The sequence below is a fragment of the Shewanella vaxholmensis genome, assembly GCF_031932135.1.
Classification (GTDB): domain Bacteria; phylum Pseudomonadota; class Gammaproteobacteria; order Enterobacterales; family Shewanellaceae; genus Shewanella; species Shewanella hafniensis.
Genome location: NZ_JAUOEV010000014.1, coordinates 110,518 through 133,408, shown reverse-complemented (window position 1 = coordinate 133,408; position 22,891 = coordinate 110,518). Strand labels below are relative to the sequence as shown.

At 47.0% G+C, this 22,891-nt stretch carries 18 protein-coding genes and 1 riboswitch; of the genes, 12 read left to right on the top strand and 6 right to left on the bottom strand.

The window, feature by feature from the left end; all coding sequences use genetic code 11:
* Window positions 1-104: 104 nt before the first annotated feature.
* Window positions 105-2,213 (bottom strand): glycoside hydrolase family 97 protein, encoded by a 2,109-nt coding sequence (locus tag Q4Q46_RS13460; RefSeq protein WP_311906206.1) that lies wholly within the window; start codon window positions 2,211-2,213, stop codon window positions 105-107.
* 267 nt (window positions 2,214-2,480) lie between these two features.
* Here Q4Q46_RS13460 and Q4Q46_RS13455 point away from each other — a divergent pair, with 267 nt between their 5' ends.
* The 3 genes from Q4Q46_RS13455 to Q4Q46_RS13445 all read left to right on the top strand — a co-directional run bounded on the left by Q4Q46_RS13455 (window position 2,481) and on the right by Q4Q46_RS13445 (window position 4,850).
* Window positions 2,481-3,296 carry a tRNA (adenine(22)-N(1))-methyltransferase gene (locus Q4Q46_RS13455; RefSeq protein WP_311906205.1) on the top strand — a complete coding sequence of 272 codons (816 nt, stop codon included), beginning with the start codon at window positions 2,481-2,483 and terminating at the stop codon, window positions 3,294-3,296.
* A gap of 266 nt (window positions 3,297-3,562) precedes the next feature.
* Window positions 3,563-4,093, top strand: coding sequence for an NUDIX hydrolase (locus Q4Q46_RS13450; RefSeq protein ID WP_131524087.1), 531 nt, complete (start codon window positions 3,563-3,565; stop codon window positions 4,091-4,093).
* A 193-nt stretch (window positions 4,094-4,286) separates the two neighbouring features.
* Window positions 4,287-4,850: a tRNA-uridine aminocarboxypropyltransferase gene (locus tag Q4Q46_RS13445; protein WP_371833781.1), complete on the top strand. Its 564-nt coding sequence runs from the start codon at window positions 4,287-4,289 to the stop codon at window positions 4,848-4,850.
* A gap of 117 nt (window positions 4,851-4,967) precedes the next feature.
* On the opposite strand, the gene trhA is transcribed toward Q4Q46_RS13445, so the two are convergent.
* Window positions 4,968-5,651 carry a PAQR family membrane homeostasis protein TrhA gene (gene trhA, locus Q4Q46_RS13440; protein WP_311906203.1) on the bottom strand — a complete coding sequence of 228 codons (684 nt, stop codon included), beginning with the start codon at window positions 5,649-5,651 and terminating at the stop codon, window positions 4,968-4,970.
* Window positions 5,652-6,158: 507 nt separating this feature from the next.
* On the opposite strand from trhA, the gene Q4Q46_RS13435 reads away from it, so the two are divergent.
* The 9 genes from Q4Q46_RS13435 to Q4Q46_RS13395 all read left to right on the top strand — a co-directional run bounded on the left by Q4Q46_RS13435 (window position 6,159) and on the right by Q4Q46_RS13395 (window position 17,704).
* Window positions 6,159-7,349, top strand: a complete 1,191-nt coding sequence (locus tag Q4Q46_RS13435) for a hypothetical protein (protein WP_311906202.1) — start codon at window positions 6,159-6,161, stop codon at window positions 7,347-7,349.
* Window positions 7,350-7,516: 167 nt separating this feature from the next.
* Window positions 7,517-7,615: riboswitch (TPP riboswitch) on the top strand.
* A gap of 201 nt (window positions 7,616-7,816) precedes the next feature.
* Complete coding sequence (thiC, locus tag Q4Q46_RS13430; protein ID WP_311906201.1) at window positions 7,817-9,922, top strand: phosphomethylpyrimidine synthase ThiC; 2,106 nt, start codon at window positions 7,817-7,819, stop codon at window positions 9,920-9,922.
* 2 nt (window positions 9,923-9,924) lie between these two features.
* Window positions 9,925-11,880, top strand: coding sequence for a bifunctional hydroxymethylpyrimidine kinase/phosphomethylpyrimidine kinase (locus tag Q4Q46_RS13425; RefSeq protein WP_311906200.1), 1,956 nt, complete (start codon window positions 9,925-9,927; stop codon window positions 11,878-11,880).
* Entirely contained in the window at window positions 11,873-12,784 is a 912-nt protein-coding gene (locus tag Q4Q46_RS13420) for a HesA/MoeB/ThiF family protein (protein WP_311906199.1), read from the top strand. Before Q4Q46_RS13425 ends, Q4Q46_RS13420 begins: the two co-directional genes overlap by 8 nt.
* Window positions 12,785-12,800: 16 nt before the next feature.
* A complete protein-coding gene (gene thiS / locus Q4Q46_RS13415) occupies window positions 12,801-13,004 on the top strand; it encodes a sulfur carrier protein ThiS (protein ID WP_006081758.1) in 204 nt (67 codons plus the stop codon).
* 1 nt (window position 13,005) lies between these two features.
* Window positions 13,006-13,770 (top strand): thiazole synthase, encoded by a 765-nt coding sequence (locus tag Q4Q46_RS13410; protein ID WP_006081757.1) that lies wholly within the window; start codon window positions 13,006-13,008, stop codon window positions 13,768-13,770.
* On the top strand, window positions 13,767-14,882 hold the full coding sequence (thiH, locus tag Q4Q46_RS13405; RefSeq protein WP_311906198.1) for a 2-iminoacetate synthase ThiH: 1,116 nt from the start codon (window positions 13,767-13,769) through the stop codon (window positions 14,880-14,882). The genes Q4Q46_RS13410 and thiH overlap by 4 nt, the downstream gene beginning before the upstream one ends.
* Window positions 14,883-14,984: 102 nt before the next feature.
* A complete protein-coding gene (locus Q4Q46_RS13400) occupies window positions 14,985-15,248 on the top strand; it encodes a hypothetical protein (protein ID WP_006081755.1) in 264 nt (87 codons plus the stop codon).
* 5 nt (window positions 15,249-15,253) lie between these two features.
* The gene (locus tag Q4Q46_RS13395; protein ID WP_311906197.1) at window positions 15,254-17,704 is read left to right on the top strand and encodes a putative metalloprotease CJM1_0395 family protein; all 2,451 of its coding nucleotides are present in this window, start codon (window positions 15,254-15,256) and stop codon (window positions 17,702-17,704) included.
* A gap of 145 nt (window positions 17,705-17,849) precedes the next feature.
* Here Q4Q46_RS13395 and Q4Q46_RS13390 read toward each other — a convergent pair whose 3' ends face one another.
* The 4 genes from Q4Q46_RS13390 to cmoA all read right to left on the bottom strand — a co-directional run bounded on the left by Q4Q46_RS13390 (window position 17,850) and on the right by cmoA (window position 22,836).
* A complete protein-coding gene (locus tag Q4Q46_RS13390) occupies window positions 17,850-18,758 on the bottom strand; it encodes a LysR family transcriptional regulator (RefSeq protein ID WP_311906196.1) in 909 nt (302 codons plus the stop codon).
* Window positions 18,759-18,961: 203 nt separating this feature from the next.
* Entirely contained in the window at window positions 18,962-20,821 is a 1,860-nt protein-coding gene (locus Q4Q46_RS13385; RefSeq protein ID WP_311906195.1) for a peptidase M3A, read from the bottom strand.
* A gap of 294 nt (window positions 20,822-21,115) precedes the next feature.
* Complete coding sequence (gene cmoB / locus Q4Q46_RS13380; protein WP_311899294.1) at window positions 21,116-22,108, bottom strand: tRNA 5-methoxyuridine(34)/uridine 5-oxyacetic acid(34) synthase CmoB; 993 nt, start codon at window positions 22,106-22,108, stop codon at window positions 21,116-21,118.
* Window positions 22,105-22,836, bottom strand: coding sequence for a carboxy-S-adenosyl-L-methionine synthase CmoA (gene cmoA / locus Q4Q46_RS13375; protein ID WP_006081747.1), 732 nt, complete (start codon window positions 22,834-22,836; stop codon window positions 22,105-22,107). Before cmoA ends, cmoB begins: the two co-directional genes overlap by 4 nt.
* Window positions 22,837-22,891 lie beyond the last annotated feature (55 nt).

Sequence of the window (22,891 nt, the reverse complement as noted above, 5' to 3'; positions counted from 1 at the left end):
CACCAAGGACAAGGTACATCCTTGGTGACTTTCTGTTTTTTACTCTGTATTTTTACACTCGCTTAAGCAATTAAGTTAGCGCGCTGAACTGAACACGATGAAATCTAAAGTGCTTTAAAGCGTATTGCTGTACCGCCACTACTGGCGAGTGTGAGGTTTAGGCTATCTTTAGCACTCACTTCGAGGGTTTCAATCACATAATCGTAGGGATTGGTTTTCCAATCGGCTTTTGCGCCATCGCGGTAAATCTGCGCTTGATAACGTTTATTCGGGGAGAGGAAATCCAGTTTGACCGTGACCTTGCGCGCAGTTTCATCCGTGAGTGCACCTAAGTACCAATCACCTTGATCCTTCGCTTGGCGGGCAAAGACCACATAGTCGCCAACTTCACCGGCAAGCGCGACACTCTGATACCAATCTGTGGGAACATCGCGGATAAATTGGAAGGCATTTAAGTGCTTTTCATAATTGCGCGGCAGATCCGCTGCCATTTGGATTGGGCTATAGAGCACAACGTACAAGGCGAGCTGTTTGGTCAAGGTGGTTTGCACACGGTTTTGTGCATCCAACCCCTTAGGTGCTAAGTCAAAAATCCCCGGGGTAAAGTCCATTGGGCCAGCGAGCATACGGGTGAACGGTAACATGGCCGTATGTTCAGGGCTATTTGGTGGGCTACCCCAGGCATTGTACTCTTGGCCGCGGGCACCTTCGCGGGCGATCCAGTTCGGATAGGTTCGGCGCAGGCCCGTGTCTTTAATCGGCTCGTGACTATTGATGCTGATATGGTGCTTCGCCGCCTCGGTAACGCTGTGCAAATACTTGCCCACCATAAATTGGCCGTCGTGCCATTCGTGGCGGGTTATGCCTTGGTCATCGATGCGCTTGATTTGGCCACCATCGGCGACATAGCCAGTTTTGACTTGGGTCACGCCGTATTTTTCATACAGGGCGAAGGCATCTGCCATTTGATCGCGATAATGGGTGACTGAGCCTGCTGTCTCGTGGTGGCCGATTAAACGCACCCCTTTTTTCGCCCCGTAGGCTGTGATGGCGGGCAGATCGAAATCGGCATAGGCCTTGGTAAAGCTAAATTGATCGCCATTATGGAACCAGTCGCCGTCCCAACCTTCATTCCAACCTTCTACCAATACACCATCAAACTGATATTTAGCGGCGAAATCCATATAGCGTTCGGTTTCGCTGGTGGTGGCGCCGTGGGTTGGGCCCGAACCCCAAGTATTTTCATTTAAGTGCATTCCCCACCAAATACCGACGTATTTCCCGGGTTTTACCCAAGTAACATCGCCGAGTTTATTGGGTTCATTGAGGTTAAGGATAAGGTGTGAGTTGAGCAAACCAGTCGCGTTGTCGGCAATTTGAATGGTGCGCCACGGCGTATAAAAGCCTACTTGAGTTTTTACGCGAATGCCATCGGACCAAGGCGTGAGATCGGCCTTAAGCTTGCCATCGCGCTGTTGATCTAAGGTCATGGCGGCAAAGTCCACCAAGGCGGCCTCGTGAATACTTAAGTGCGTTCCATCTGCGAGTTTAAAGGTGAAGGGCGTGTGGACTCTATCGACTTCTTTCAGCGCTGTGGTGCGATACAAATATTCGTAGCGATTCCAGCCGCGGGCAGGGATCCACCATGCTGTGGCTTTATCGGCTTGGCCGACATTGAACTCGGTTAACTCGTCTGTGATTGAGAGCGGAGAATTAGCGGGCAGGGTGGCTTGTTGGGCTAAGTGATAGCGAAAGCCAATACCATCGTCAAAGGCTTTAAACTCGACTTCGAGTTGCACCTTGCCGTTACTTAATACCGCGCTCAGTTGATTGTGCTGATCGCGGATCCATTCCTGCTCGCCCCAAGGTTGTTGCCACTTGTCATCGGCATTTTTTTTCTCGCTGCTGTTAATCTGCAATCCTTGACCGAGTTCACCAAGGGATTGAAAAACTAAGCCTAAGCGGCTCGGTTCTATGACTGTCTTGCCGTGAAAATCGATTTTATATTCGGGGCGGCCAGTATCGTCACTCAAGCTGATTTGAATTTGTTTTTTGGGTGAGCTGACGGTAACGGTTTTGGCAAATACGTTGGCACTAAAGAGATTCGTGACCGCAAGGGCGATAAGTGTGGGGCTCAATAGCGCTTGCGATAGTTTTGGGCCAGCTGAACGCGGGCCGGCAATTAACTGAATAGGGTTGGTCTTGATGAACATTCCTTGATCCTTGTTTTTATAATGAATGTGACTCACAGCATACTAGTGGCGATGGCTTTTTAACCGCAACGGCCTGCATACGTATTCACCACATTAAGGCGTGGGCTAACAGGAGTGACGAGAAGCACTACGAGGGCACGAACAAAAGATGTGGTTTGCGTTTGACTCGGGTAAAATGCGCGCTTTATTTTTGTTTAAAAATGCAATTTAGCGTGGGATTTACAGTGGGATTTATAGTATTTTGAGCCGCAGTAGTAAGGTCGAATCGTGAAAATTAGCCAACGTTTACAACAGATTAACAGCATGATCAGTGGTCATTACGATCATATTTGGGATTGCTGCTGCGATCATGGTTTGCTCGGTATGCTGTTGTTAGAAAGAAGCGCTGCCCGCCATGTACACTTTGTCGATTGTGTCCCTTCGTTGATGCAGGCGCTTGAACTGCGTTTACAGCGTTTCTTCCCCGCTGACATATCAGGCCTTAATCCTAATTTAGCGCCACACTCAGATCCAGACTTAAACCCAGACATAGACCCACAGTCAAACTCAGAACCAAACTCAAACTTATATCGTCATACTCAGTGGCAAGTGCATTGCCTTGATGTTGCGGCTTTACCGCTCGCGCAAACCAGTGACAAGGATAAACAGTTGATTATTATCGCTGGTGTGGGCGGTGAACTGCTGGTGGACTTAGTGAAGGCAATTCTAGCCCAGCACCCACAGCGGCACCACGAATTTATTTTGTGTCCCGTGCATCATAATTATTATGTCAGGCAATCACTCACTGCCTTAGGGCTAGGGCTTAAGTCGGAACATTTATTGGAAGAGAATCAACGTTTCTACGAAATCCTCAATGTCAGTACTATCGCGGCTCCAAATGGTCTGCCTATCAGTGCTACGGGTTCGTTAATGTGGCAGATGCTAGATGAAGCAAGTTTGCGACGAGCGCAGCGTTATTTGTCGCAGGTGATTGGTCATTACCAACGCATGCCCACGCATAAGCAAACACCAGCGATTATTGATGCCTATCAGCAGCAATTGGCCCAGCTCTTAAGTGAGCATAGTGAGTTTGAATGCTCTTGAGCATTTTTCAGCTTGGACATTACGATGGGCACCAAAGATGAGCAACTAAGATGAGAATCAGGCGAAAGAGATGATGCATCGCGATCTTAACATCATGGGTAAAACGATTTTAGCTTAAGCCGTTAATAATTAAGCTTGTAATCGCTAAAATCTATCAATCACTCGGACTGGACTGAGTGTGATTATTGCCTCTGCTACAGTTTTTGATCTGCATTTGGCACATTTTCGTTTATGCTGCGACTCCTTTTCGGCAAATGGCTACGACGATGCGTTTATTGAGAACCACCCAAGATCCTGCGGTTAACCTACAGACGGCACGCGTTTTTTACCGCAGAGCTGCCCGCGCGATAGTGTTATCGGGTGAAGACATTTTGCTACTTTATACCCAAAAATACCGCGACTACAGCTTACCCGGAGGCGGAATTGATGATGGCGAGAGTCTCGAAGATGGACTGATCCGCGAACTTCAGGAAGAAACCGGTGCCTTAGACATTCAAGTGTTAGCGCCCTTTGGTCGCTATGAAGAGTTTCGACCTTGGTACCGTGAAGGAGCGAATGTAGTGCACATGGAGTCATTCTGTTATGTGTGCCGTATTGACATCACACTGGGTGAGCGTGGTTTAGGTGAGACTCGATTAGAAGCCCATGAGATTAAAAATGGCATGCGACCTCAATGGCTCAATATTCATCAAGCTATCGCCCATAATGAAGATATTCAGCGTAATCATCCCCATAAAGGCCAATCAATAGAACGTGAAACTTTTCTGCTAAAACAGATAGTGTTGGAATGTTTGTAAGTTTTATCATTTTTAAATCATGTGTTTAATATATGATTTTATTTCACACATAACTGAGTGAGCAGGGTTTGGTTGGCGATTAAACGTCGTTATTTTAACCTGATCTTTTAAGCTGATACTGCTTCGAGCCTGTGGCTGACAACAGTAGATGTTTAATGCTATTTCTCATTCTTTTGCCGCAGCAAGGAAGGCAATGCAGATTATTTTATTGACCCACGAACGCGAGTTAACCCGCAAAACTAATACTGGTCAACTCGCGTTAGCCGCATTCCCTGAAGAGGTGAGAAGCATCGTCTGGTCGAGAACGGCACCTGATAACGATTTAGTGGCTATGCTGGCATCGCAGCAGGCTAAACTGTTGTTTCCAGCAAGTGATACTGAGCCTGCTGTGCCCATTGATCATAATGCTTTAGATACGGTTTTAGCTGAGCCAGTGCTCTCGAACGCACAAGCCTTGTTAGCACCAGCGCAATCTACAGTGATAGCGGAACAGCGAATGCCTAACCAAGTGGTGATTTTAGATGCAACCTGGCAGGAGGCGCGTAAGATGCTCCGCCAGAGCCCCTATCTTAAAACGGCTGCACGAGTCAGTTTGCCGCCACTTATGCCTGAATCCGCCTTTATATTGCGGCGTAATCAGCAAGAAGGAGGCTTGTGCACTGCAGAGTGCATTATTGCGCTTTGGCGCCACTGTGTCAGAGCAGAACAAGCGGCGCTATTAGCGTCGCTGTTTACTGAATTGAATAGCCGTGCTTGATTGCGATGTTCGAGAGAGAGTTCAAGGAAGTGCTTGAATAGATAATTAACGACTTTTAGCTTTGACTCACAGATAAATCACCATCTGTTAAGTCATAGTCATTTAAATTATAGCCATTTAAATAACAGTCAGATAAATACACAGAAAGTGACTCATGGCACCGCCAAGCACAAACAAATGCCAAATGGCATGGTTAAATGGAATACGTTTTCCAACATAAAATACAACGCCTAAGGTGTAAAATAACCCACCTAAGATCAATAGATTAAAACCCAACTCCGACATGGCCGCCGTTAAATCGCCCATCACAGTGACACATAGCCAACCCATGGCGAGATACAAGACTAAGCTTAACTTTTTGAATTTGTGAATAAATAGCGTTTTAAATAGGATCCCACCAATCGCAAGCGACCAAGTCGCTGTTAAAATCACTATCGATTGCGTCCCCTGTAGGCTTATCAGCATCAAAGGTGTGTAAGTTCCTGCAATCAAGCAGTAAATTGCGCAGTGATCGGCGATCTTAAGTTTATGTTTCCAGCCTGAATGGCTAACGCTGTGGTATAAGGTCGAGCATAGAAAAAGCACTATGATGCTCGCACCATAAATGGCAACGCCTGTTAGCTGAATTGGCGTTAGATGATCTTGCCCTTTGAGTAACATCAGTACCAATGCCACTATGCCTGCGATGACGCCTAAGCCATGGGATACGCTATTAGCGATTTCTTCTTTAATACTATACGGCCCAGACTTAGCAGGGATGTTAGCTGGGTTTTGTTGTTCGATAACACTTTGACTCGACATGGTAGATACACACTCGCAAACGATAATGACTGAGTCTATCAGTTAGGAAAATAAATCACCATATTTAAGCGTACACTTGTAAGCTTGAATTTCATGATTGGCTTCTATTGTTTTCACCTTTTATCTTTTTTACGCCGTCTTGCATTCCCGTCAGTGTATCGCATTGATGATGTTATCCGCTTTAAGACGTAAGAGTTAGCAAGCATTTTCCCATCAATTTAGCGCGATTGTGATCTCAATTCCCAGCCTTATTTGTCTCAACTGACAAGTGTCTTACTCAGCATTAGCGTAAGCACTGCGCTTGTAACGTGTTGCATTCGCGTTGAACTTTACCCTGTTTGCCTCCTCTAATCTGCGTTGAGCACTCGCAAGTAAATGCAATCATTGGATAATTCTCTTTCAATATTCAGCAACTCGATATTGGATTGATATTGGATTTGAGTGTAATTGTTCCACGTTAAGCATCATCGAAATCAATTGAGACTACACAAAACCTAAGGATGGATTTTGCCTTTTCAACGTCAACCCAAAGCCGCGCCTTTATTGACAGTATCTCCTACAGCAATAGCGATTGGAGATGATGCTGATAGTGATTTGCCTATTTCGGTCACATCGTCATCGGTCACATCGCCAGAATGCGAGACTTTTATTGCATTTGATGATCACCTCAGTGATCAGGGTGATGCTTTGGCATCTGAGTCTAAATTAGAATCCCAATTTGAACTGTCTTGTACGTTACAAACCTATGCTCAGACATTGGGGGCGGGATCCGTTTTGCGTGCTCGTCAGCCATATTTCAAAGGATTAAGCCTGTTATTTTTTGTGATCTTAGTGCATGTGTGTTTATTTTTACTTATCTGCATTTTGTGGCGCCCGCAGTTAAATCCCTTTGGATTAACAGAAACAGAAAGTCGGGGCCCTAAAGTAACGGCGCTCAAAGCTTATTTTATTTATGCTCTCGCGGTAGAGAAGGCTGAAAGCGCTGCGCTAGAAACAGAGAGCAAGGCCGAGGATAAGACTGAGATGACAAGTTCTGTTACGCCTACAACTGTTCCCACGCCTCCAACTCAAGTTAAGCCTCTGCCAATATTTGAAAAGGTCGTGCCTGAAAAAGTAGATCAGGGAAAAGTGAAGCCAGATACGGTTAAACTGGACATCACTCAATCGAGCCAATCTCAATCAAGTGCCCCAAGTGAAGTACAGCCCGCGGAAGTGACGGCAAAAAAACTAACTAATACGCTTGATACCACAGAAATAAAGCCGCAGCTTGGCGCTAAGAGTTCGCCCACAGCAGAAGGTGAGAGCACAATAGCGACAAGTTCAAGTATGAGTTTATTCACCCAGCAATATTTTGAACGTCAGCGCGAGCAAGAGCTCGATGATCTCGTGATTGAACAGGCCGATAAATTCACCCGGAAATCGAATATGAGTGAAATGAGCCCTGAGATGGAAGTGTTATTTGTCCCTAACGCCGATGATTTCGGTGGCACAACGAGCCTAGATTTACCCTTAGATCCAAATCGTATTGTGCGTAAAGGTGATACGTGTTATCGCGTGGTACAAGTCGGCACTCAAGTTAATCCTTACGCAGAAAATTTAGGCTTCCCATTTGGCTGCAGTGGCAAAAAAATCAATCAAGCTATTGATGATGCCATTCAATCTCAATTAAATAAAATGATGCTCAAACCCCATAAATAGTGACTTTCTTTTATGATCTATTTTCACGCCAATTATAACTTCTTTAGCTTTATTTTATATAATCAATTAAAAACAAATAGTTATGAATCTTTATTTTGGATTGGCAGTTAAGGTTTTTAATTGCTTTTTTCCTTGTTTGTTGCTGCCGCTTCTGTCTATACTGCGCACTCATCTTGTCGGAGTGCCTCTTGGCTGAGACCGTTTATTCGGGATCCGTTGAACCTGATCAGGTTAAAACCTGCGAAGGAAACAAGCGTAATAACACACATTAAATCGCAAAAATAGACGGCTTTAACACCTGTTTACTCAGCAGTGTTTTAAGCATTAATGTTTAGATTTAATTGTTATTGAGCAGGGTAACTCAATTTTTGACGCCAGTGTTGGCCACAAAAGTTGATTGCCATGTCCAGCTATCAACAACTCAATTCTCCAGACAAGCAACTCCATTTTTTAAAGTGAGATTGCTTATGTCCAGTTCAAACCAAAACCCAGCTGTAGCTGCCAATGCGATAGAAATCACAGCGCCAGAATCGACAATCCCTAATAAATCGGCTGAGGCTAGTCAATCAATCGTGCCTAAGGCGCCGAGTCGCCGCGAAACCCGCGCGCAGGCTCAAGCCTTTATCGATACGTTAGCGCCGCTGCAACATCCTAATTCACAAAAGATTTATCTCGAAGGTTCCAATGCCGATATTCGCGTTGGCATGCGGCAAATCCTGCAGACTGACACGCTTATCGGCGGTACAGATGATGCGCCAATCATGGAAAAAAATCCGCCAATCCGCGTGTATGATTGCGCCGGACCTTATTCCGATCCTGAGGCCGACATCAATGTGCGTCTAGGTCTTGGTAAATTAAGACAAAACTGGATCCTAGCCCGCAACGACACAGAGCAATTACCCTGTGCCACCTCAGATTTTACCCAACAAAGACTCGCCGATGATGGTTTAGACCATCTGCGTTTTGAGGCAGGTTCGAGTGCAATTGTCCGCCCACGCAGAGCGCTGCAGGGTAAACGAGTCAGTCAATTACACTATGCCCGTCAAGGGATTATCACTCCCGAAATGGAATATGTGGCGATCCGCGAGAACATGGCACTTGCCGAAGTACAGGATGAAATCCTCAATCGTAAATCTAAGGGCGAAGCTTTTGGTGCCTTAGTCGGCGAACCGATTACCGCCGAATTTGTCCGCGCCGAAGTTGCCCGTGGCCGCGCGATTATTCCGCTGAATATTAACCATCCCGAAGCCGAACCTATGATCATTGGGCGTAACTTTTTGGTGAAAGTGAATGCCAATATTGGTAATTCTGCGGTGACCTCTTCCATCGAGGAAGAAGTGGAAAAGCTCGTCTGGTCAACCCGTTGGGGTGCAGATACGGTCATGGATTTATCCACGGGTCGTTATATTCACGAGACCCGCGAGTGGATCATCCGTAACTCGCCAGTGCCCATTGGCACAGTGCCGATTTATCAAGCGCTGGAGAAAGTGAACGGCGTGGCAGAGGATTTAACCTGGGAAGTGTTCCGCGATACCTTGATTGAACAAGCGGAACAAGGTGTTGATTACTTTACCATTCATGCTGGTGTGCTGCTTCGTTACGTGCCGATGACGGCTAAACGCGTTACTGGGATCGTTTCCCGCGGCGGTTCAATTATGGCCAAATGGTGCCTGAGTCACCACAAGGAAAACTTCCTCTACAGCCATTTTCGTGAGATCTGTGAGCTTTGCGTTGCCTACGATGTATCCCTGTCTTTAGGTGATGGTATGCGTCCAGGCTCGATTGCCGACGCTAATGATGCTGCCCAGTTTGCAGAGCTTGAAACCTTAGGTGAGCTAGTCAAAATCGCGTGGGAATACGACGTACAAACCATTATCGAAGGGCCGGGACATATCCCGATGCAGCTCATTAAAGAGAACATGGACAAGCAGTTAGCTCACTGCGATGAAGCACCGTTTTACACCCTTGGCCCGCAAATCACCGATATCGCACCTGGGTATGATCATTTCACCTCCGGCATAGGCGCGGCCATGATTGCTTGGTACGGCTGCGCTATGTTGTGTTATGTCACACCAAAAGAACACTTAGGATTACCGAATAAACAAGATGTTAAGCAAGGCTTGATTGCTTATAAGATTGCCGCCCACGCCGCCGATGTGGCGAAAGGTCATCCGAGTGCGCAAATTCGTGATAATGCGCTGGCAAAGGCGCGGTTTGAATTCCGCTGGGAAGATCAATATAACTTAGGACTCGATCCTGAAACTGCACGTGCTTATCACGATGAGTCCTTACCGCAGGAATCCGCTAAAGTCGCGCATTTTTGCTCTATGTGCGGCCCTAAATTTTGTTCGATGAAAATCACCCAAGATGTGCGCGCCTATGCCGCTGGCTTAGAGGCGACACAAGCGAAGGCGGATCAAGTTGAAGCTGCTGACCAAGCCATGCAAGTCACAGTCAAGACGCCGCAGGAGTTGGAAGCGGCAATGGCGCTAAAATCGGCAGAGTTTGCTGCTTCGGGCGCCGAGATCTATCACGTGAAAGACAAGCTTGTCGCCGAAGCTGAGGAAGCCTAATTATGTTGGGTATTCATGGGGATAATGTGCCCATGAATACCGAGTGTCCCGCGTTTGTCTGGACCATAGCTGGTTCAGACAGTGGCGGCGGTGCCGGTATTCAGGCGGACTTGGCGACAATTCAAGATTTGGGCTGTCACGGTTGCAGCGTGATCACCACAGTGACGGCGCAAAGCTCAGTGGCGGTCACTTTAGTCGAGCCCGTATCAGCGGCGATGTTAATGGCTCAGCTGACGACTTTACTTTCCGACTTGCCACCCAAAGCAATTAAAATCGGCTTACTGGCAGATCAAACTCAAGTGGCATTGCTGGCAGATTGGATCGCGAGTTTTAAAATCCACTATCCATTTGTGCCTGTGATTGTTGATCCTGTGATGGTCGCCAGTTGTGGCGATGCATTAGCAGTAGATAACTATCAGGATATAAAAAGTGCGGCCAAATCAGCCTTAGATTTTAAGCCTTTCAAAGGTTTAATCGAACTTATCACGCCCAATGTGCTTGAACTTGGGCGGTTAACTCACAGTGATGTTTCAACGAAAGCGCAATTCGCTGCCGCGGCACTGGCTTTATCCCAGAGCCTTGATTGCAGTGTGCTCGCCAAAGGTGGCGATGTGAGCTTTGGCAGCACTGACATTCTTGATGATACTCATGCTCAAACTCACGATAACACTTATGCTCAAACTCAGGCTAACGTTCATGTTATCGCTCTTGATAGCAACGGCTGGGACCTTGAGCTTGCCGAGGATTATCTGGTTTGTCGTCAAGTGCGCGCGAGCTCTGAGCTGCATCAAAATGGGCGCTTCTGGTTAGCCAGCCAGCGGGTTAATACCCGTCATAATCATGGTAGCGGCTGCACTTTGTCATCGGCCATTGCCACCGTGTTAGCGCAGGGTTTTGTATTGCAAGATGCGGTGGTTGTTGCGAAAGCCTACGTGAGTCAAGGCTTAAGCGCGGCGATTGGTTTAGGGCAAGGTCCAGGGCCGTTGGCCCGTACGGGTTGGCCTAATAACTTGTCCCGATATGCCAAGATAAATCTGTGTGATGGCAATTTTATTAGTTATCAACTCAACCAACACCTTGATGTTGGTAATGATTTAGTTGCAACAGTTTTATCCGCAACAGATCAGGCAACCGCTCAGGTAAGAATAGCCTCGACGCCACCTCAAAATATTTTATCCCACTGTTTTAAAGTGCTCGATGCCGAGCTTGGTGTTTATCCCGTGGTGAGTGACTTAACCATGCTGGAAAGTTTATTAGCGGCAGGCGTTAAAACCCTGCAGTTACGGATAAAAACCGACATCAGCGAGTTAACTACTACCACCGCGCCAGCCGAATCTGATTTAGGCAAGTCTGCGCTAGGTAGATGTGAGTCAGGCAAATCTAAGTCAGGCGAACCTGAGTTAATTGGCTCCGAATTAGAAGCACAAATTCAAACAGCCATTGCCTTAGGCAAGCATTTTAATGCACAGCTTTTTATTAATGATCACTGGCAGTTAGCGATAAAATATCATGCCTTCGGGGTACATTTAGGCCAAGAAGATCTCGCCGTTACTGACTTAGCGGCCATTCAAGCCGCGGGGCTCGCGCTAGGCATATCGAGCCACAGTTATTTCGAGTTGCTATTGGCGCACCAATACTCGCCATCCTACATAGCGCTTGGGCATATATTCCCAACAACGACGAAGCAAATGCCTTCGGCGCCCCAAGGGCTCGCAAAACTTAAACACTATGTGGCGTTACTCCAAGGCCATTATCCCTTGGTCGCAATTGGCGGTATTGACTTAACAAATCTGGCAAAGGTGAAAGCAACAGGGGTGGGCAATATTGCTGTGGTGCGCGCAATAACGAAAGCTAAGGAGCCAGTCGCAGCGTTTGCAGAGCTGAGCCAAGCTTGGGAGCAATGTAGCTTGTCTGAAGAACTGGCTGTAAAGCATGAGTTGGATGCAAAGCATGAGTAAAAAAACACCTCTTTCTCACGCAGAGGTTCTTTGCGGTCATATACACAGCGACAATGAACACTGCGGCCATGCACTCAGTGATGCCGATTTCATCCGTTATTCTCGGCAAGTCTTATTGCCAGAAGTGGGTGAGGCTGGGCAATTACAACTGGCCGACGCTGGTGTCGCTATTATCGGTCTTGGCGGTTTAGGGCAATTGGCGGCGCAATATCTGGCCTGTGCAGGTATTGGTCGCTTGACCTTAATCGATATGGATAAGGTTGAAGTATCAAATCTGCCAAGACAATTGTTATTCAACGATGCCGATATTGGACTCAATAAGGCGCGAGTTGCCAAGCAAAAGCTCAATGGCATAGCACCGCATTGCACTGTTACTGCCTATGAAACGGCATTTAATACAGAAACTGCGGCTCATCACTTGGCTGATATTCTAGAGGCAAAACAACGGGGTAAAAAAGTGCTAGTGCTTGACTGCACAGATAACTTTGCGACTCGCCAAGCCATTAATCGCCGCTGTATCGAAGCGGCTTTACCTTTAGTCAGTGCGTCAATCGCAGCATTTAGCGGTCAATTGTTTGCAGTCGACCAAATGCGGTTCCCCTCTGGTGGTTGTTATCACTGTATTTTCCCCGCACAGACGAGAGTGTCGCAGAGCTGTAGTACCCAAGGCGTACTCGGGCCGAGCGTGGGCGTGATGGCGTCAATGCAATCTTTGGTGGCCATGCAACTCTTGCTGAGTATGGATAGTTGTGATGAACCTAAAAGTGCCTTGTTTGGGCGTTTTTGGCGCTTCGACGCTAAATCACTTTCATGGACAGCGGCGATATTAACGCGGGATCCCCATTGTGGCGTATGTGGTCCAAAAGAGGTTCATTCATTATCCGATAAGCCCAGCAAACTATAAAGTATGGAGGTTTGATATGATTTTAATTCACATAAATAATGTCCCGCAGCCATTAACGGAACCGACTTCACTCGCGGCTGTGATCCTCGCGCAAGATATAGCCCTCGATTCGGTCGCTATCGTGTTGAATGCAGAGGTGGTTCCGCGTAATCGCTGGCAATCGATTCTCTGCCAACATGAAGATAAATTAGAACTTTTTTCAGCTGTAGCGGGAGGCTAGTATGTTAACGATTGCCGATGTGGAGTTTGAATCACGGTTATTTACCGGAACGGGAAAATTCAGCAATAGCCAAGTGATGCTTGAGGCGATAACGGCTTCAAAATCGCAGTTAGTGACAGTTGCGATGAAAAGAATTGATTTTAAAATGGGGCTTGATGATTTACTCACGCCGTTACGCCAAGCGGGTGTACGGCTATTGCCTAACACTTCGGGGGCGAGAAACGCCAAGGAAGCGGTGTTTGCGGCTGAGCTTGCCCGTGAAATGCTGGGAACTCATTGGATTAAGCTCGAAATCCACCCGGATCCTAAGTACCTAATGCCCGATGCGATAGAAACCTTAGAGGCGGCTAGAATCCTCTGTGAGAAAGGCTTTATCGTGATGCCCTACGTGCATGCCGATCCTGTGCTCTGTCGCCGCTTGGAAGAGGTAGGCTGCGCTGCGGTTATGCCACTGGCGAGTCCGATTGGCAGTAATCAAGGTTTAGTCACTGAAAGCTTTTTAAAAATCATCATAGAGCAGGCGCGGGTGCCTGTGGTGATCGATGCCGGCATTGGCGCACCTTCGCAGGCTGCGCGGGCAATGGAGCTGGGCGCCGATGCGGTGCTCGTCAACACCGCCATCGCCAGCAGCGCGTCGCCGATAGTGATGGCCGAGTGCTTTAAAGAGGCGGTGCAATGCGGTAGACGGGCCTTTGAAGCTGGGCTTGGCCGAGTACAAACGGGCGCGGTACATACCAGTCCTCTGACGGGATTTTTAAACCAATGAGTTTTGTAGCGGAATTTGCCAACATCCCACGGGATAAACTGTTACTCGATTTGTATTCTTGCACTGCCCAAGATGTTGAGCGGGCGCTGGTGAGTCCAGCAGGGGATTTACGTAGCTTACTGGCCTTGCTATCACCTGCGGCGGAACCTTATATCGAAACCATAGCGCAGCACTCTGCGGCGCTAACGCGGCAGCGATTTGGCGCGAATCTGGGCATGTATTTACCGCTATACGTCTCGAATCTGTGCGCTAATGAGTGTGATTACTGTGGCTTTAGCATGAGTAACAAACTCAAACGCAAGACCTTGAATGAGCAGGAGTTGATGGCCGAAATGGCCATTATCAAAGATAGGGGCTTCGATTCTATTTTACTGGTGTCAGGTGAGCATGAAACTAAGGTCGGCATCGATTATTTCAAGCAAATGTTGCCGCTGGTAAAGCAGCAATTTAGCCATTTGGCGATGGAGGTCCAGCCCATGAGTGAGGACCATTATCGCCAGTTAGTCGCGCTAGGTTTAGATGCTGTGATGATTTATCAGGAGACCTATCAGCCCGAAACTTATGCTCGTCACCATTCTCGAGGTAAAAAAATGGATTTTGCCTATCGTTTAGCAACACCGGACAGAGTTGCGGCGGCGGGCGTTGATAAAATTGGTCTTGGGGTATTACTGGGGCTGGATGATTGGCGTTTAGATGCGTTAATGATGGGATATCATCTCGACTATTTAGAGCGACGCTATTGGCGTACCCGCTTTAGTATTTCGCTACCAAGGTTAAGGCCTTGTACTGGTGGGATCACCCCAAAAGTCATGCTATCGGATCTAGGTTTAGTGCAAATGATTTGCGCATTTAGAATTTTTAATCAACAGCTTGACATCAGCATGTCGACAAGGGAAAGCCCTGAGTTGAGGGATAATCTTTTACCACTTGGGATTACTCAAATCAGTGCGGGCAGTTCGACACAACCGGGCGGCTATCAAGCGCCTGACAGTCAACTCGATCAATTTGAGATAAGCGATGATCGCAGTGTCGAGCAAGTTATCGAACAGATGCAACGGCAGGGTTTTAATCCCGTATTTAAGGATTGGGAAGCTAATTGGATCACAGGATAAATCTGGCCGTAAATAAATGCTGAGAATGCGGATAAAATCTGTACTTTTGCACGTTACTGGTCAATAATTGACCCATTAATCACAGCATGCAGGAATACCGTTATGCAAATCCAATCTGCTTATTCATCCGGTCTGCAAGGCTTGCAAAGTGCTCAATCTGGGCTTACTCAAGCAACAATAGATGTGGCTAAACCTACACAGACGCAAAGTGCGACTCCGGCTGAGCCTGCTAGAGATGTTGCCCAGCCCGATAAAACCTCGGCACTATTGGCGGCAAATGAGTCATTAAGACAAGGTGAAGCCTCTACAGAGGTGATTGAAACTGATTCAGAAACGATAGGTTCGATCATTAACATTAAGGTGTAAACATCATGTCAGTAGTGGCGCTATCACCTCAGGTTGGAGCGCCATCCTCTTCATTTTCGGCACATGATAAGACGCTAAGCACTGATTTAAGCCAAAGTCACAGTCAAAGCAAGACTCAAAGCAAGACTCACGCTAATAGCACTTATCAAGGAGTCAGCACTCAAGCAGGCTCCGCAAAACTTGAAGCGAGTGGTGCCTATGAACCACATTTTACTGGAACCTCAACCGCTCCGGTTAAAGTTTCGGCTATTGCTCCATTAGTAACTTACGTTTCTCAATCTCTCCACTCATCACCGAATGTATCTTTTAACGCAAGTTCTTCGGCTGATAGTTCATTGCAATCGAGCGCTCAAACATTTTCTGCAATGCCTGCAGCTATATCATCAACGCCTTTATTCAGCGATACAAATACCGCGACACCCATAAGTTCAAATGTCGCAGGTATTGATGCTTTAAAAGCGCCGCTTGCAATTGCGGATGTTACGCCTGTACTACCACCAGCGTTCAATGGCGCAAGTCAAGCACTAAAGGCCAATCCTTTTGCTGAATCAAGGCCGCAGGTTGCTCTTCCTCAAACCAATGCTCCTCAAGCAAATGTTGCTCAAGTCAATGGGTTAAAAGATCGGGCAAGTTTGCATGCGGATGCCAGTTTTAGCTTGTTAACGGGGCCAAGGTCCATTTCTGGTGTACGTGGGGGACAAATTGCTACACCTGTGTCGACTCCTGCATTGTCATCAATCACGAGTGCTACAGGAACTAGCCTTGGCGCAAACGCCTTATCTACAATAAGTCCGAGTCTTAGTGTCACGAGCAGTATTGCCGCTGATATTTTTACGCCTACGAGTTCATCAATTAATACGACTGGCACAGAGCCTTCCGCTTTTAATCCAACGAATACGGGCAGTGCTTTTCCAATAATGCCTGATTTAGCCGCAGTGTTTGGGCCACAAACTGTTTTTACTGGCGCTGCGGTAGTTGACTCATCCACCTCTAACTCGGCAGGTAATAGCTCTGTAAATAACACTTCTGTAAATAACAGTTCTGGAAATATAAGTAGTAATAGTTCAGTAGCGAGTACAGTGACTGTTGAGCAGTCAAACGCTGCAAAAGCAGTAGAACAATCCGCTCGCAATGAAGTGGCTCAACCGACAGTGTTGGAACAATTTACTCAGGTTTTCGGTGACGCTAAGGCTCAAGTCAGTCAGGTAGAAGATCCTGCTATAGCGTCTAACCCCGATGATCGCCAGCAAGCCTTAGCCGCTGTTTTTGCTAAAAATGATAATCAGCTTGAAAAGCAAGCACAGGAAGAAGCGTCGCAGAAACAGCAAGCTGTGGCAGCAGAACAAGCAAAGCAACAACAGTCACAAGCGCAATCACAGGCACAGCAAGCTCAGGAGCAAGTAAAGCAAGCCCAAGAAAAAGCGCAGGCACTGCAGCAACAACAGCTTGATTCACTTAAAGCCAGAGATTCTGAGGTTAAAGCCCATGAACATGCCCATGCCACTGTCGGTGGGCAATACGCTCAGAGTCCGAGTTTTAAGTATGAGAAGGGGGCCGATGGCCAACGTTATGCCACCGATGGTGAAGTGCAGATTGATGTTTCTGCTGTCGGAGGCGATCCACTCGCAACGATAAACAAAATGAAACAAGTGTACGCGGCGGCAATGGCTCCGGTTGATCCTTCTTCTGCGGATATTCGCGTTGCCGCTGAAGCCTTGCAAAAAATGAATGAAGCTAAAGTGATGCTGGCAGAGGAGCGACAAAAACAAATTGTTGACTTGCAAACGACTCAAACATTAATAGACGCAGATGCACAAATCAAAGAGTTGCCACCGTTAGAAAAACATTCACCTGTAGTGACGGGAGACGTTGATGAGTCAGGTAATATTGCTCAGCCCCAAGAGGCTGTATTCACCCCCGCCTCTACTGCGCTTGATAAGCTAAAACAAGCGATCGAGGCGCAAACGGCCAATACGAGAGTTATTGATACGGGTTCGAAAACCTCTTCTGATATCAGTGACTCAATCACTACATCGATCACAGTGGAAACGATTGAGCCACCGACCGCAACTTTAGCATTTGTAGAAGCTTCAACTTCAGCGGATTTAGCGACGGGTTTTATCTCAAGATCCGATAGTGCTGTAAGCCGTTATTATGCCGCAGTTGCACAAGCCAGTGCTGGACCTTCAGCTCGTGTCGATATGACGCAGCAAGCCAATATTCAGCCTTCGTATCTGGCATCTTCAAATGAGCTGCATAGCAATTTGCAATCTACGGATGTTTTGTCCGCAAATGATGTAAATGAGCAGTCTTCAAATATCAGTGCTAGCGCGAATACGAATGTGTCTTTGCAGAGCGAGTTATATGTGGAAGATGACCTCTTGCAGGAGACAGGATTTATTCAGCCGCAATATTTGGGTTATCAACAAGCACGCTATATCGACTTTAGTGTGTAAGATTAGGCTTTAACTATTCCCGTGATTCGCTATTCATCATCTTTTTCGAAACAACCTCAGTACCACTAAGAACTGAGCATTTAGTCAGCAGTTGGCACTTGTCGTTTTGCTCACTCGAATTGATAACTCGTTTGGTATCTTGCTGTTAATGACTATTCCTCGTTTCAATTCCATGCTGTTTTAAAATCAAGGAAGCAAGCAGTTTTGATGCAGGCCCTTGTTGATCCCTATTAGGGATAACTAAACTCAACATGATGCGACGTTTTTGACTGCCATCAAGATGTAAACGCACTAACTTGCCCGAAGCCAATTCCTCTTGGACTAAAAAAGACGGGATCCAACAGAAACCAATACCTTGGTTAAGAATGACTTTTGCCTCGTGGAAGTTAGAGACTGTCCAGCGCTGCTCAGCTTTGAGCCAGCCGATATCAATATTGGATTGCACGCCGGTATCTTTGATCACTAACTGTAAATACTGTGCCAGTAGTTTATCGTCTTCAATTGTGCCTAAGTCTGCGAGTGGGTGACTTGGATGACAGACGAGGTAGAGTTCTTGTTCACATAAGGGTTCGGATAAATACCCTTTAGGCGGTACCCCTGCACAGATTGCAATATCGACTTTACCCTGCAGAATGAGCTCTTGGGTGCCAGTGATCACAGAATCAAGCATGATGATGCGTGTGCCACGGCTGTGGGGCAGAAATGCATTGAGGGCACACACTAAACTTTCCATCGGATAGATAATTTCGCGGGCAAGCGTGAGTGTAGGTTCCCACCCTTGTTCGAGGTTACTCGCGAGCTGTTCTAACTCGTTGACGGCTTGGGTGACATGCCGTGAGCGGCGCAGCAGTACTTCGCCTTGCTGGGTGAGATAGGCTTTACGGCCTTTGACTTCGAGTAGTTCTATACCTAACTGATGCTGTAATTTGGCAACGGCATGGTTAAGTGACGATTGACTCTTGTTGAGTCTTTCGGCCGCTTGGGCATAGCCGCCATAATCGACCACAGCTTGCAAAATACGCCATTGTTCTAAGGTAGATTTAGCTCGAGTCATTATAATCTCAAAAAAACGATAGATTGAGGCTTATAGTGGCCACTTCTTACGACTTTTTCAATTAAATATCATAGAGTCAGTCATTCTCACGACATACTGCTAGCTATGTCGCGCTAAGTGACTGAGGGGATAGAGAGGCAAATCATGACGATTTGCTGTGTTTGCGCCCGACCGAGTCACAAACACATCCTAAGTATTAACACTTAAAACGCACAAGAGCCTGTGGACTCGAAAGCTTGATCGTCAGAATTACTAGCATGTTCCGAATCGCTATCTGAGAGCCTTTGGATCAGCGAAGCGCTGTCAACGGGCGCACCAATAATGGCATTCAATTGTTCACTTAGGTTTAAAGCGTCTTCATTGACGACTAACAAATTGAATAATTGAAGTTTGTCTTGGCAGCCTAATGTGGCTTGATCAATCAGCTGGGCTAACGATGCTTGCCAGAGTGATTGGTAGTAAAGCGGTCCTTCGTTGGCGATAGCATTAAAGCTATAGGGATAATCCTTGGTTTGCGGCCAATCTTGGCCAAAGCTGGCACTAAACTCTGCACCGATATCAGGATAGACTTGTGAATTTGTGACTTGGTAAAAGTTAACTGCAACCTTAGCTCGAAAAACTTTGAGCTGTTTCGAATAAGCTTTAGCTAATGTTTCACGCTCGTGTAAATAATCTTGTTCAAACTGCGGAAAGAGTTGATGGCGCAGCACTTCAGCTAACCAGAGACTCGCTACAAAATAGCTATCCTGACTCTGCCCCATGGCATTGTTGAGGTAGAAATGGCTCGCTTTAGCAAGGGATGCCACTGCTTCTGCGATGGATTCGGTTAACTGTTCAATGTCTTTGTAGTTACTCAGATGCGGCTTAAGATCCAACGCCTGTTGTCCAAATTGCTGGCCGAGTACACTTTGGCGCAATGTCTGCTGTTGACTACTTTGCTGTGGATTTTGGTTGTACGCCACATAGATTTCACCCAGCAATCTTTGCTGGTGGTAGACCCTGACAATATGCGGCCGATTAGGATCGGTTGGTGTTTTCTCGGCGTTGGCGGTTGCTATGGTCTCAAACTGTAAACCAAACACTTGCAGATAAGTAAAGCTGCGACTCAAGACGTCTGAGGTCTGCCATGTGGGGCCCTTGGCTGATGCTTGTTGTGACAGGGTACGTCCAATATCCCAGGGAGCCACTTGCAAATCTTGGGTTTGGCTATCGAGAAAGGCTTTGACCAACTCAGGGGATGATAACTGCTGCGAACTAAGCGCTAAGGCGCTGTAATCGGTAAAGCCTGCCGCAGTGGCGGCTTGTTGGCGCTGCTCTGCAATTCGCTGTAATGCCGTTTGATTGGTTTCACTCGCTCTGGCTTGGTAGGCTTGCCATACGTTTTGGCGGCATAGGGCGTTTTCCTGTGTCAGTAAGTAGCTGACGATAGTGTCCGAAAAATCGCTTTGCTTTTCACTGCTACGCTTCAGCTCGTCATTTTTATCCTCTTCTTTATGCAGATAATGTTGCTGCTGAGTCGGTTCGGGTTGGCATTGGCTGTCATTGAAGGCAAGACTAAATTGTTGACTGCCTAACCCTTGGCCTATGCTGGCCTGCGCTGTATGCAATTTCGCTTTTTCCTCGGCACTCCAATGCTGTTGTAGTAACTGTTTAAGCTGTTGGCTCAACAGTATTTGTTCTGCATTACCTTGGGCTAAGGCGTAAGCCAGTTGGCTAAATTCTGCTTGGTTGAGAAGTTGCGACAGGGTATCGGCGAGGTGTAACTGGCATTGGAGTAAGCCTTCGCGTTCTTCACTCGGTAAGTTAAACCCACGGTAATAGTTGAGCCTGTCGTTGATATTATTAAGCCCAATCGTCTGTTGCTCAAAAATAAGCGCGCGCTGGGCTAAGGTTAATTGCGCTGTTGTTAAGCGTGCGTTGGCGAAGGCAGATGCAAGCTCAATGTTTGGCAAACGCAGACATTGCTCCACTAAGAGGGGGACAGGACTTGGCGCCGCGTAGGCGGCATTTGTAGCATAAAGGCTCAAGCCAAGCAGGCTAACCAGTAAAGTGGGTTTTAACATGGGTTATGTGTTCTGCATTTGTGATTGAATGAGTTAACTTTGGCTTAGTATCTAATTGAGCTAGCTTCAAGTCATTGTTATGCATGAAACCCTGTTCCGTTATCGATGTCAACGGTAAGGGTGAGAGTCGCAAATGTATTGCTATTCAGGAAGGAGTCACAATGAGCGGCTGAACACTTCTATATTCCAGATAAACGAGAGGAATAGTGATCTTTCGGCAATTGATATCAGCCATTACCCACTCGAACATTGAGGACGCTATGGCTGATATTTGCTGGCTTCAGACTGAAAATGTCAGGTTAAATCTTGATTAGGTTGATTTTTCACTGCGATAATCGTGGCACGTTTGGGCGCAGGATAACCTTCAACTGTTTTGGTGATATCGTTAGGATCTAAGTATTCAACCAGTGACTCGTTGGGCATCCAGTCGGTACGGCGTTGCTCAGCAAGGGCGGTGACATCGGTATCGACACAACGTATGTCGGTAAAATCACACTTCTTTAACCAGAGCATGAGCGCGGCAACTGACGGAATGAACCATACATTATTCATTTTGCCATATCTATCTTGAGGCACGAGTACGGCATTTTCGTCTCCATCTATCACTAAGGTTTCTAGCACGAGCTCACCACCGGTGCGCAATTGATCACGCAGCTGTAACAAGTGATCTATAGGCGAACGTCTGTGATACAAAACACCCATGGAGAAAACTGTGTCAAATGCATCGAGCGGTGGCAGCTCTTCAATGCCAAGAGGTAACAAGTGCACAGGGTGATGTGTGCCCGCTAAACGTTTGACTGCTTCAAACTGACATAAAAACAACGGCGAAGGGTCGATACCGACGACACGTTTGGCACCTGAGCCCAACATGCGCCACATGTGGTAACCACTGCCGCAACCGACATCGAGCACAGTGCGGTTTTTCAGCGGCGAAATATGTTGCTTAACGCGGTCCCATTTCCAGTCACTGCGCCATTCGGTATCGATATGGATGCCATGAATGTGGAAAGGGCCTTTACGCCATGGCATAAACAGACGCAGTAGGTTTTCTAGCTTCTCTTTTTCACCAGGGCTGAGTTGCTCGCCGCTACCGACGGTCACGCTATCGATAAAATCTATTTGATCTGGTGCAGGATAGTGCAGCTTGTTGAGCACTTTTTCCCACTTTGGCAGGTTACCGTGTTTATGCTCCCGTTGCCATTGACCTAAAATGCTCGGTAGGGTTTCGAGCCAGTGTTGTAGATTCGAATCGGCGATTTGTTGGTAAAACGAGCTAAAGCTGATCACTTGATGGCCACCATAGAAGCAAAGTTAAAGCATTGGAACCAGAGACTAAAGTGACTGAAGCCTTGGCTGGTTAGGCGTTGTTGATGCGTGGTTAAGGTGTCAGGCTTCATGACATTTTCCAGCGCACTGCGTTTTTGGCTGATCTCAAGTTCGCTGTAACCATTGGCGCGTTTAAAGTCTAAATGTTGCTCTTCCAATAGGGTTTGGATCGGGGCATCTTCAAAGCGAATTTTTTCCGACAGCACTAAAATTCCGCCGGGATTCAGGCCTTGATAAATCTTGGCTATCAGGGTTTCTCTGTCTTCTGGCGGTAAAAACTGCAAGGTAAAGTTGAGTACCACCAGTGAGGCATTTTGAATATCGATATCGCGAATGTCACCGCAAACCAGATCGACGTCCGTATCGCTGACATAGGCATTCAGGTTCTCTTGGCAGCGTGCAACCATAGATTCGCTGTTATCAACGGCGATAATGCGGCATTGACGGCCTTGGATTTGGCGACGAATACTTAAGGTCGCGGCGCCGAGTGAGCAACCCAAATCGTAAATTTGAGTATTTGGCATGACGAAACGATCTGCAAAATCGCCTATGGTATTGATAATTTGCGTATATCCAGGCACGGAGCGGCGGATCATGTCACTGAACACGCCTGCTACACGGTTATCAAACTGGAAATCGCTAATATGCTCGCTCGCTTGAGCGTAGATAGTGTCTTGAGAAACGTTCATCTGAGATTTTTCATGGGAATTCAACCCAGCATTTTAACGAATCCGATCGATTAGC

Coding starts and splice junctions, on each gene's coding strand:
- Q4Q46_RS13395 (WP_311906197.1), top strand. CDS start 15,254: ATGTCAGTAGTGGCGCTATCACCTCAGGTTGGAGCGCCATCCTCTTCA.
- Q4Q46_RS13400 (WP_006081755.1), top strand. CDS start 14,985: ATGCAAATCCAATCTGCTTATTCATCCGGTCTGCAAGGCTTGCAAAGT.
- trhA (WP_311906203.1), bottom strand. CDS start 5,651: ATGTCGAGTCAAAGTGTTATCGAACAACAAAACCCAGCTAACATCCCT.
- Q4Q46_RS13445 (WP_371833781.1), top strand. CDS start 4,287: ATGCAGATTATTTTATTGACCCACGAACGCGAGTTAACCCGCAAAACT.
- Q4Q46_RS13390 (WP_311906196.1), bottom strand. CDS start 18,758: ATGACTCGAGCTAAATCTACCTTAGAACAATGGCGTATTTTGCAAGCT.
- Q4Q46_RS13425 (WP_311906200.1), top strand. CDS start 9,925: ATGTTGGGTATTCATGGGGATAATGTGCCCATGAATACCGAGTGTCCC.
- Q4Q46_RS13385 (WP_311906195.1), bottom strand. CDS start 20,821: ATGTTAAAACCCACTTTACTGGTTAGCCTGCTTGGCTTGAGCCTTTAT.
- Q4Q46_RS13450 (WP_131524087.1), top strand. CDS start 3,563: ATGCGTTTATTGAGAACCACCCAAGATCCTGCGGTTAACCTACAGACG.
- thiS (WP_006081758.1), top strand. CDS start 12,801: ATGATTTTAATTCACATAAATAATGTCCCGCAGCCATTAACGGAACCG.
- cmoA (WP_006081747.1), bottom strand. CDS start 22,836: ATGAACGTTTCTCAAGACACTATCTACGCTCAAGCGAGCGAGCATATT.
- Q4Q46_RS13410 (WP_006081757.1), top strand. CDS start 13,006: ATGTTAACGATTGCCGATGTGGAGTTTGAATCACGGTTATTTACCGGA.
- thiH (WP_311906198.1), top strand. CDS start 13,767: ATGAGTTTTGTAGCGGAATTTGCCAACATCCCACGGGATAAACTGTTA.
- Q4Q46_RS13460 (WP_311906206.1), bottom strand. CDS start 2,213: ATGTTCATCAAGACCAACCCTATTCAGTTAATTGCCGGCCCGCGTTCA.
- Q4Q46_RS13420 (WP_311906199.1), top strand. CDS start 11,873: ATGAGTAAAAAAACACCTCTTTCTCACGCAGAGGTTCTTTGCGGTCAT.
- thiC (WP_311906201.1), top strand. CDS start 7,817: ATGTCCAGTTCAAACCAAAACCCAGCTGTAGCTGCCAATGCGATAGAA.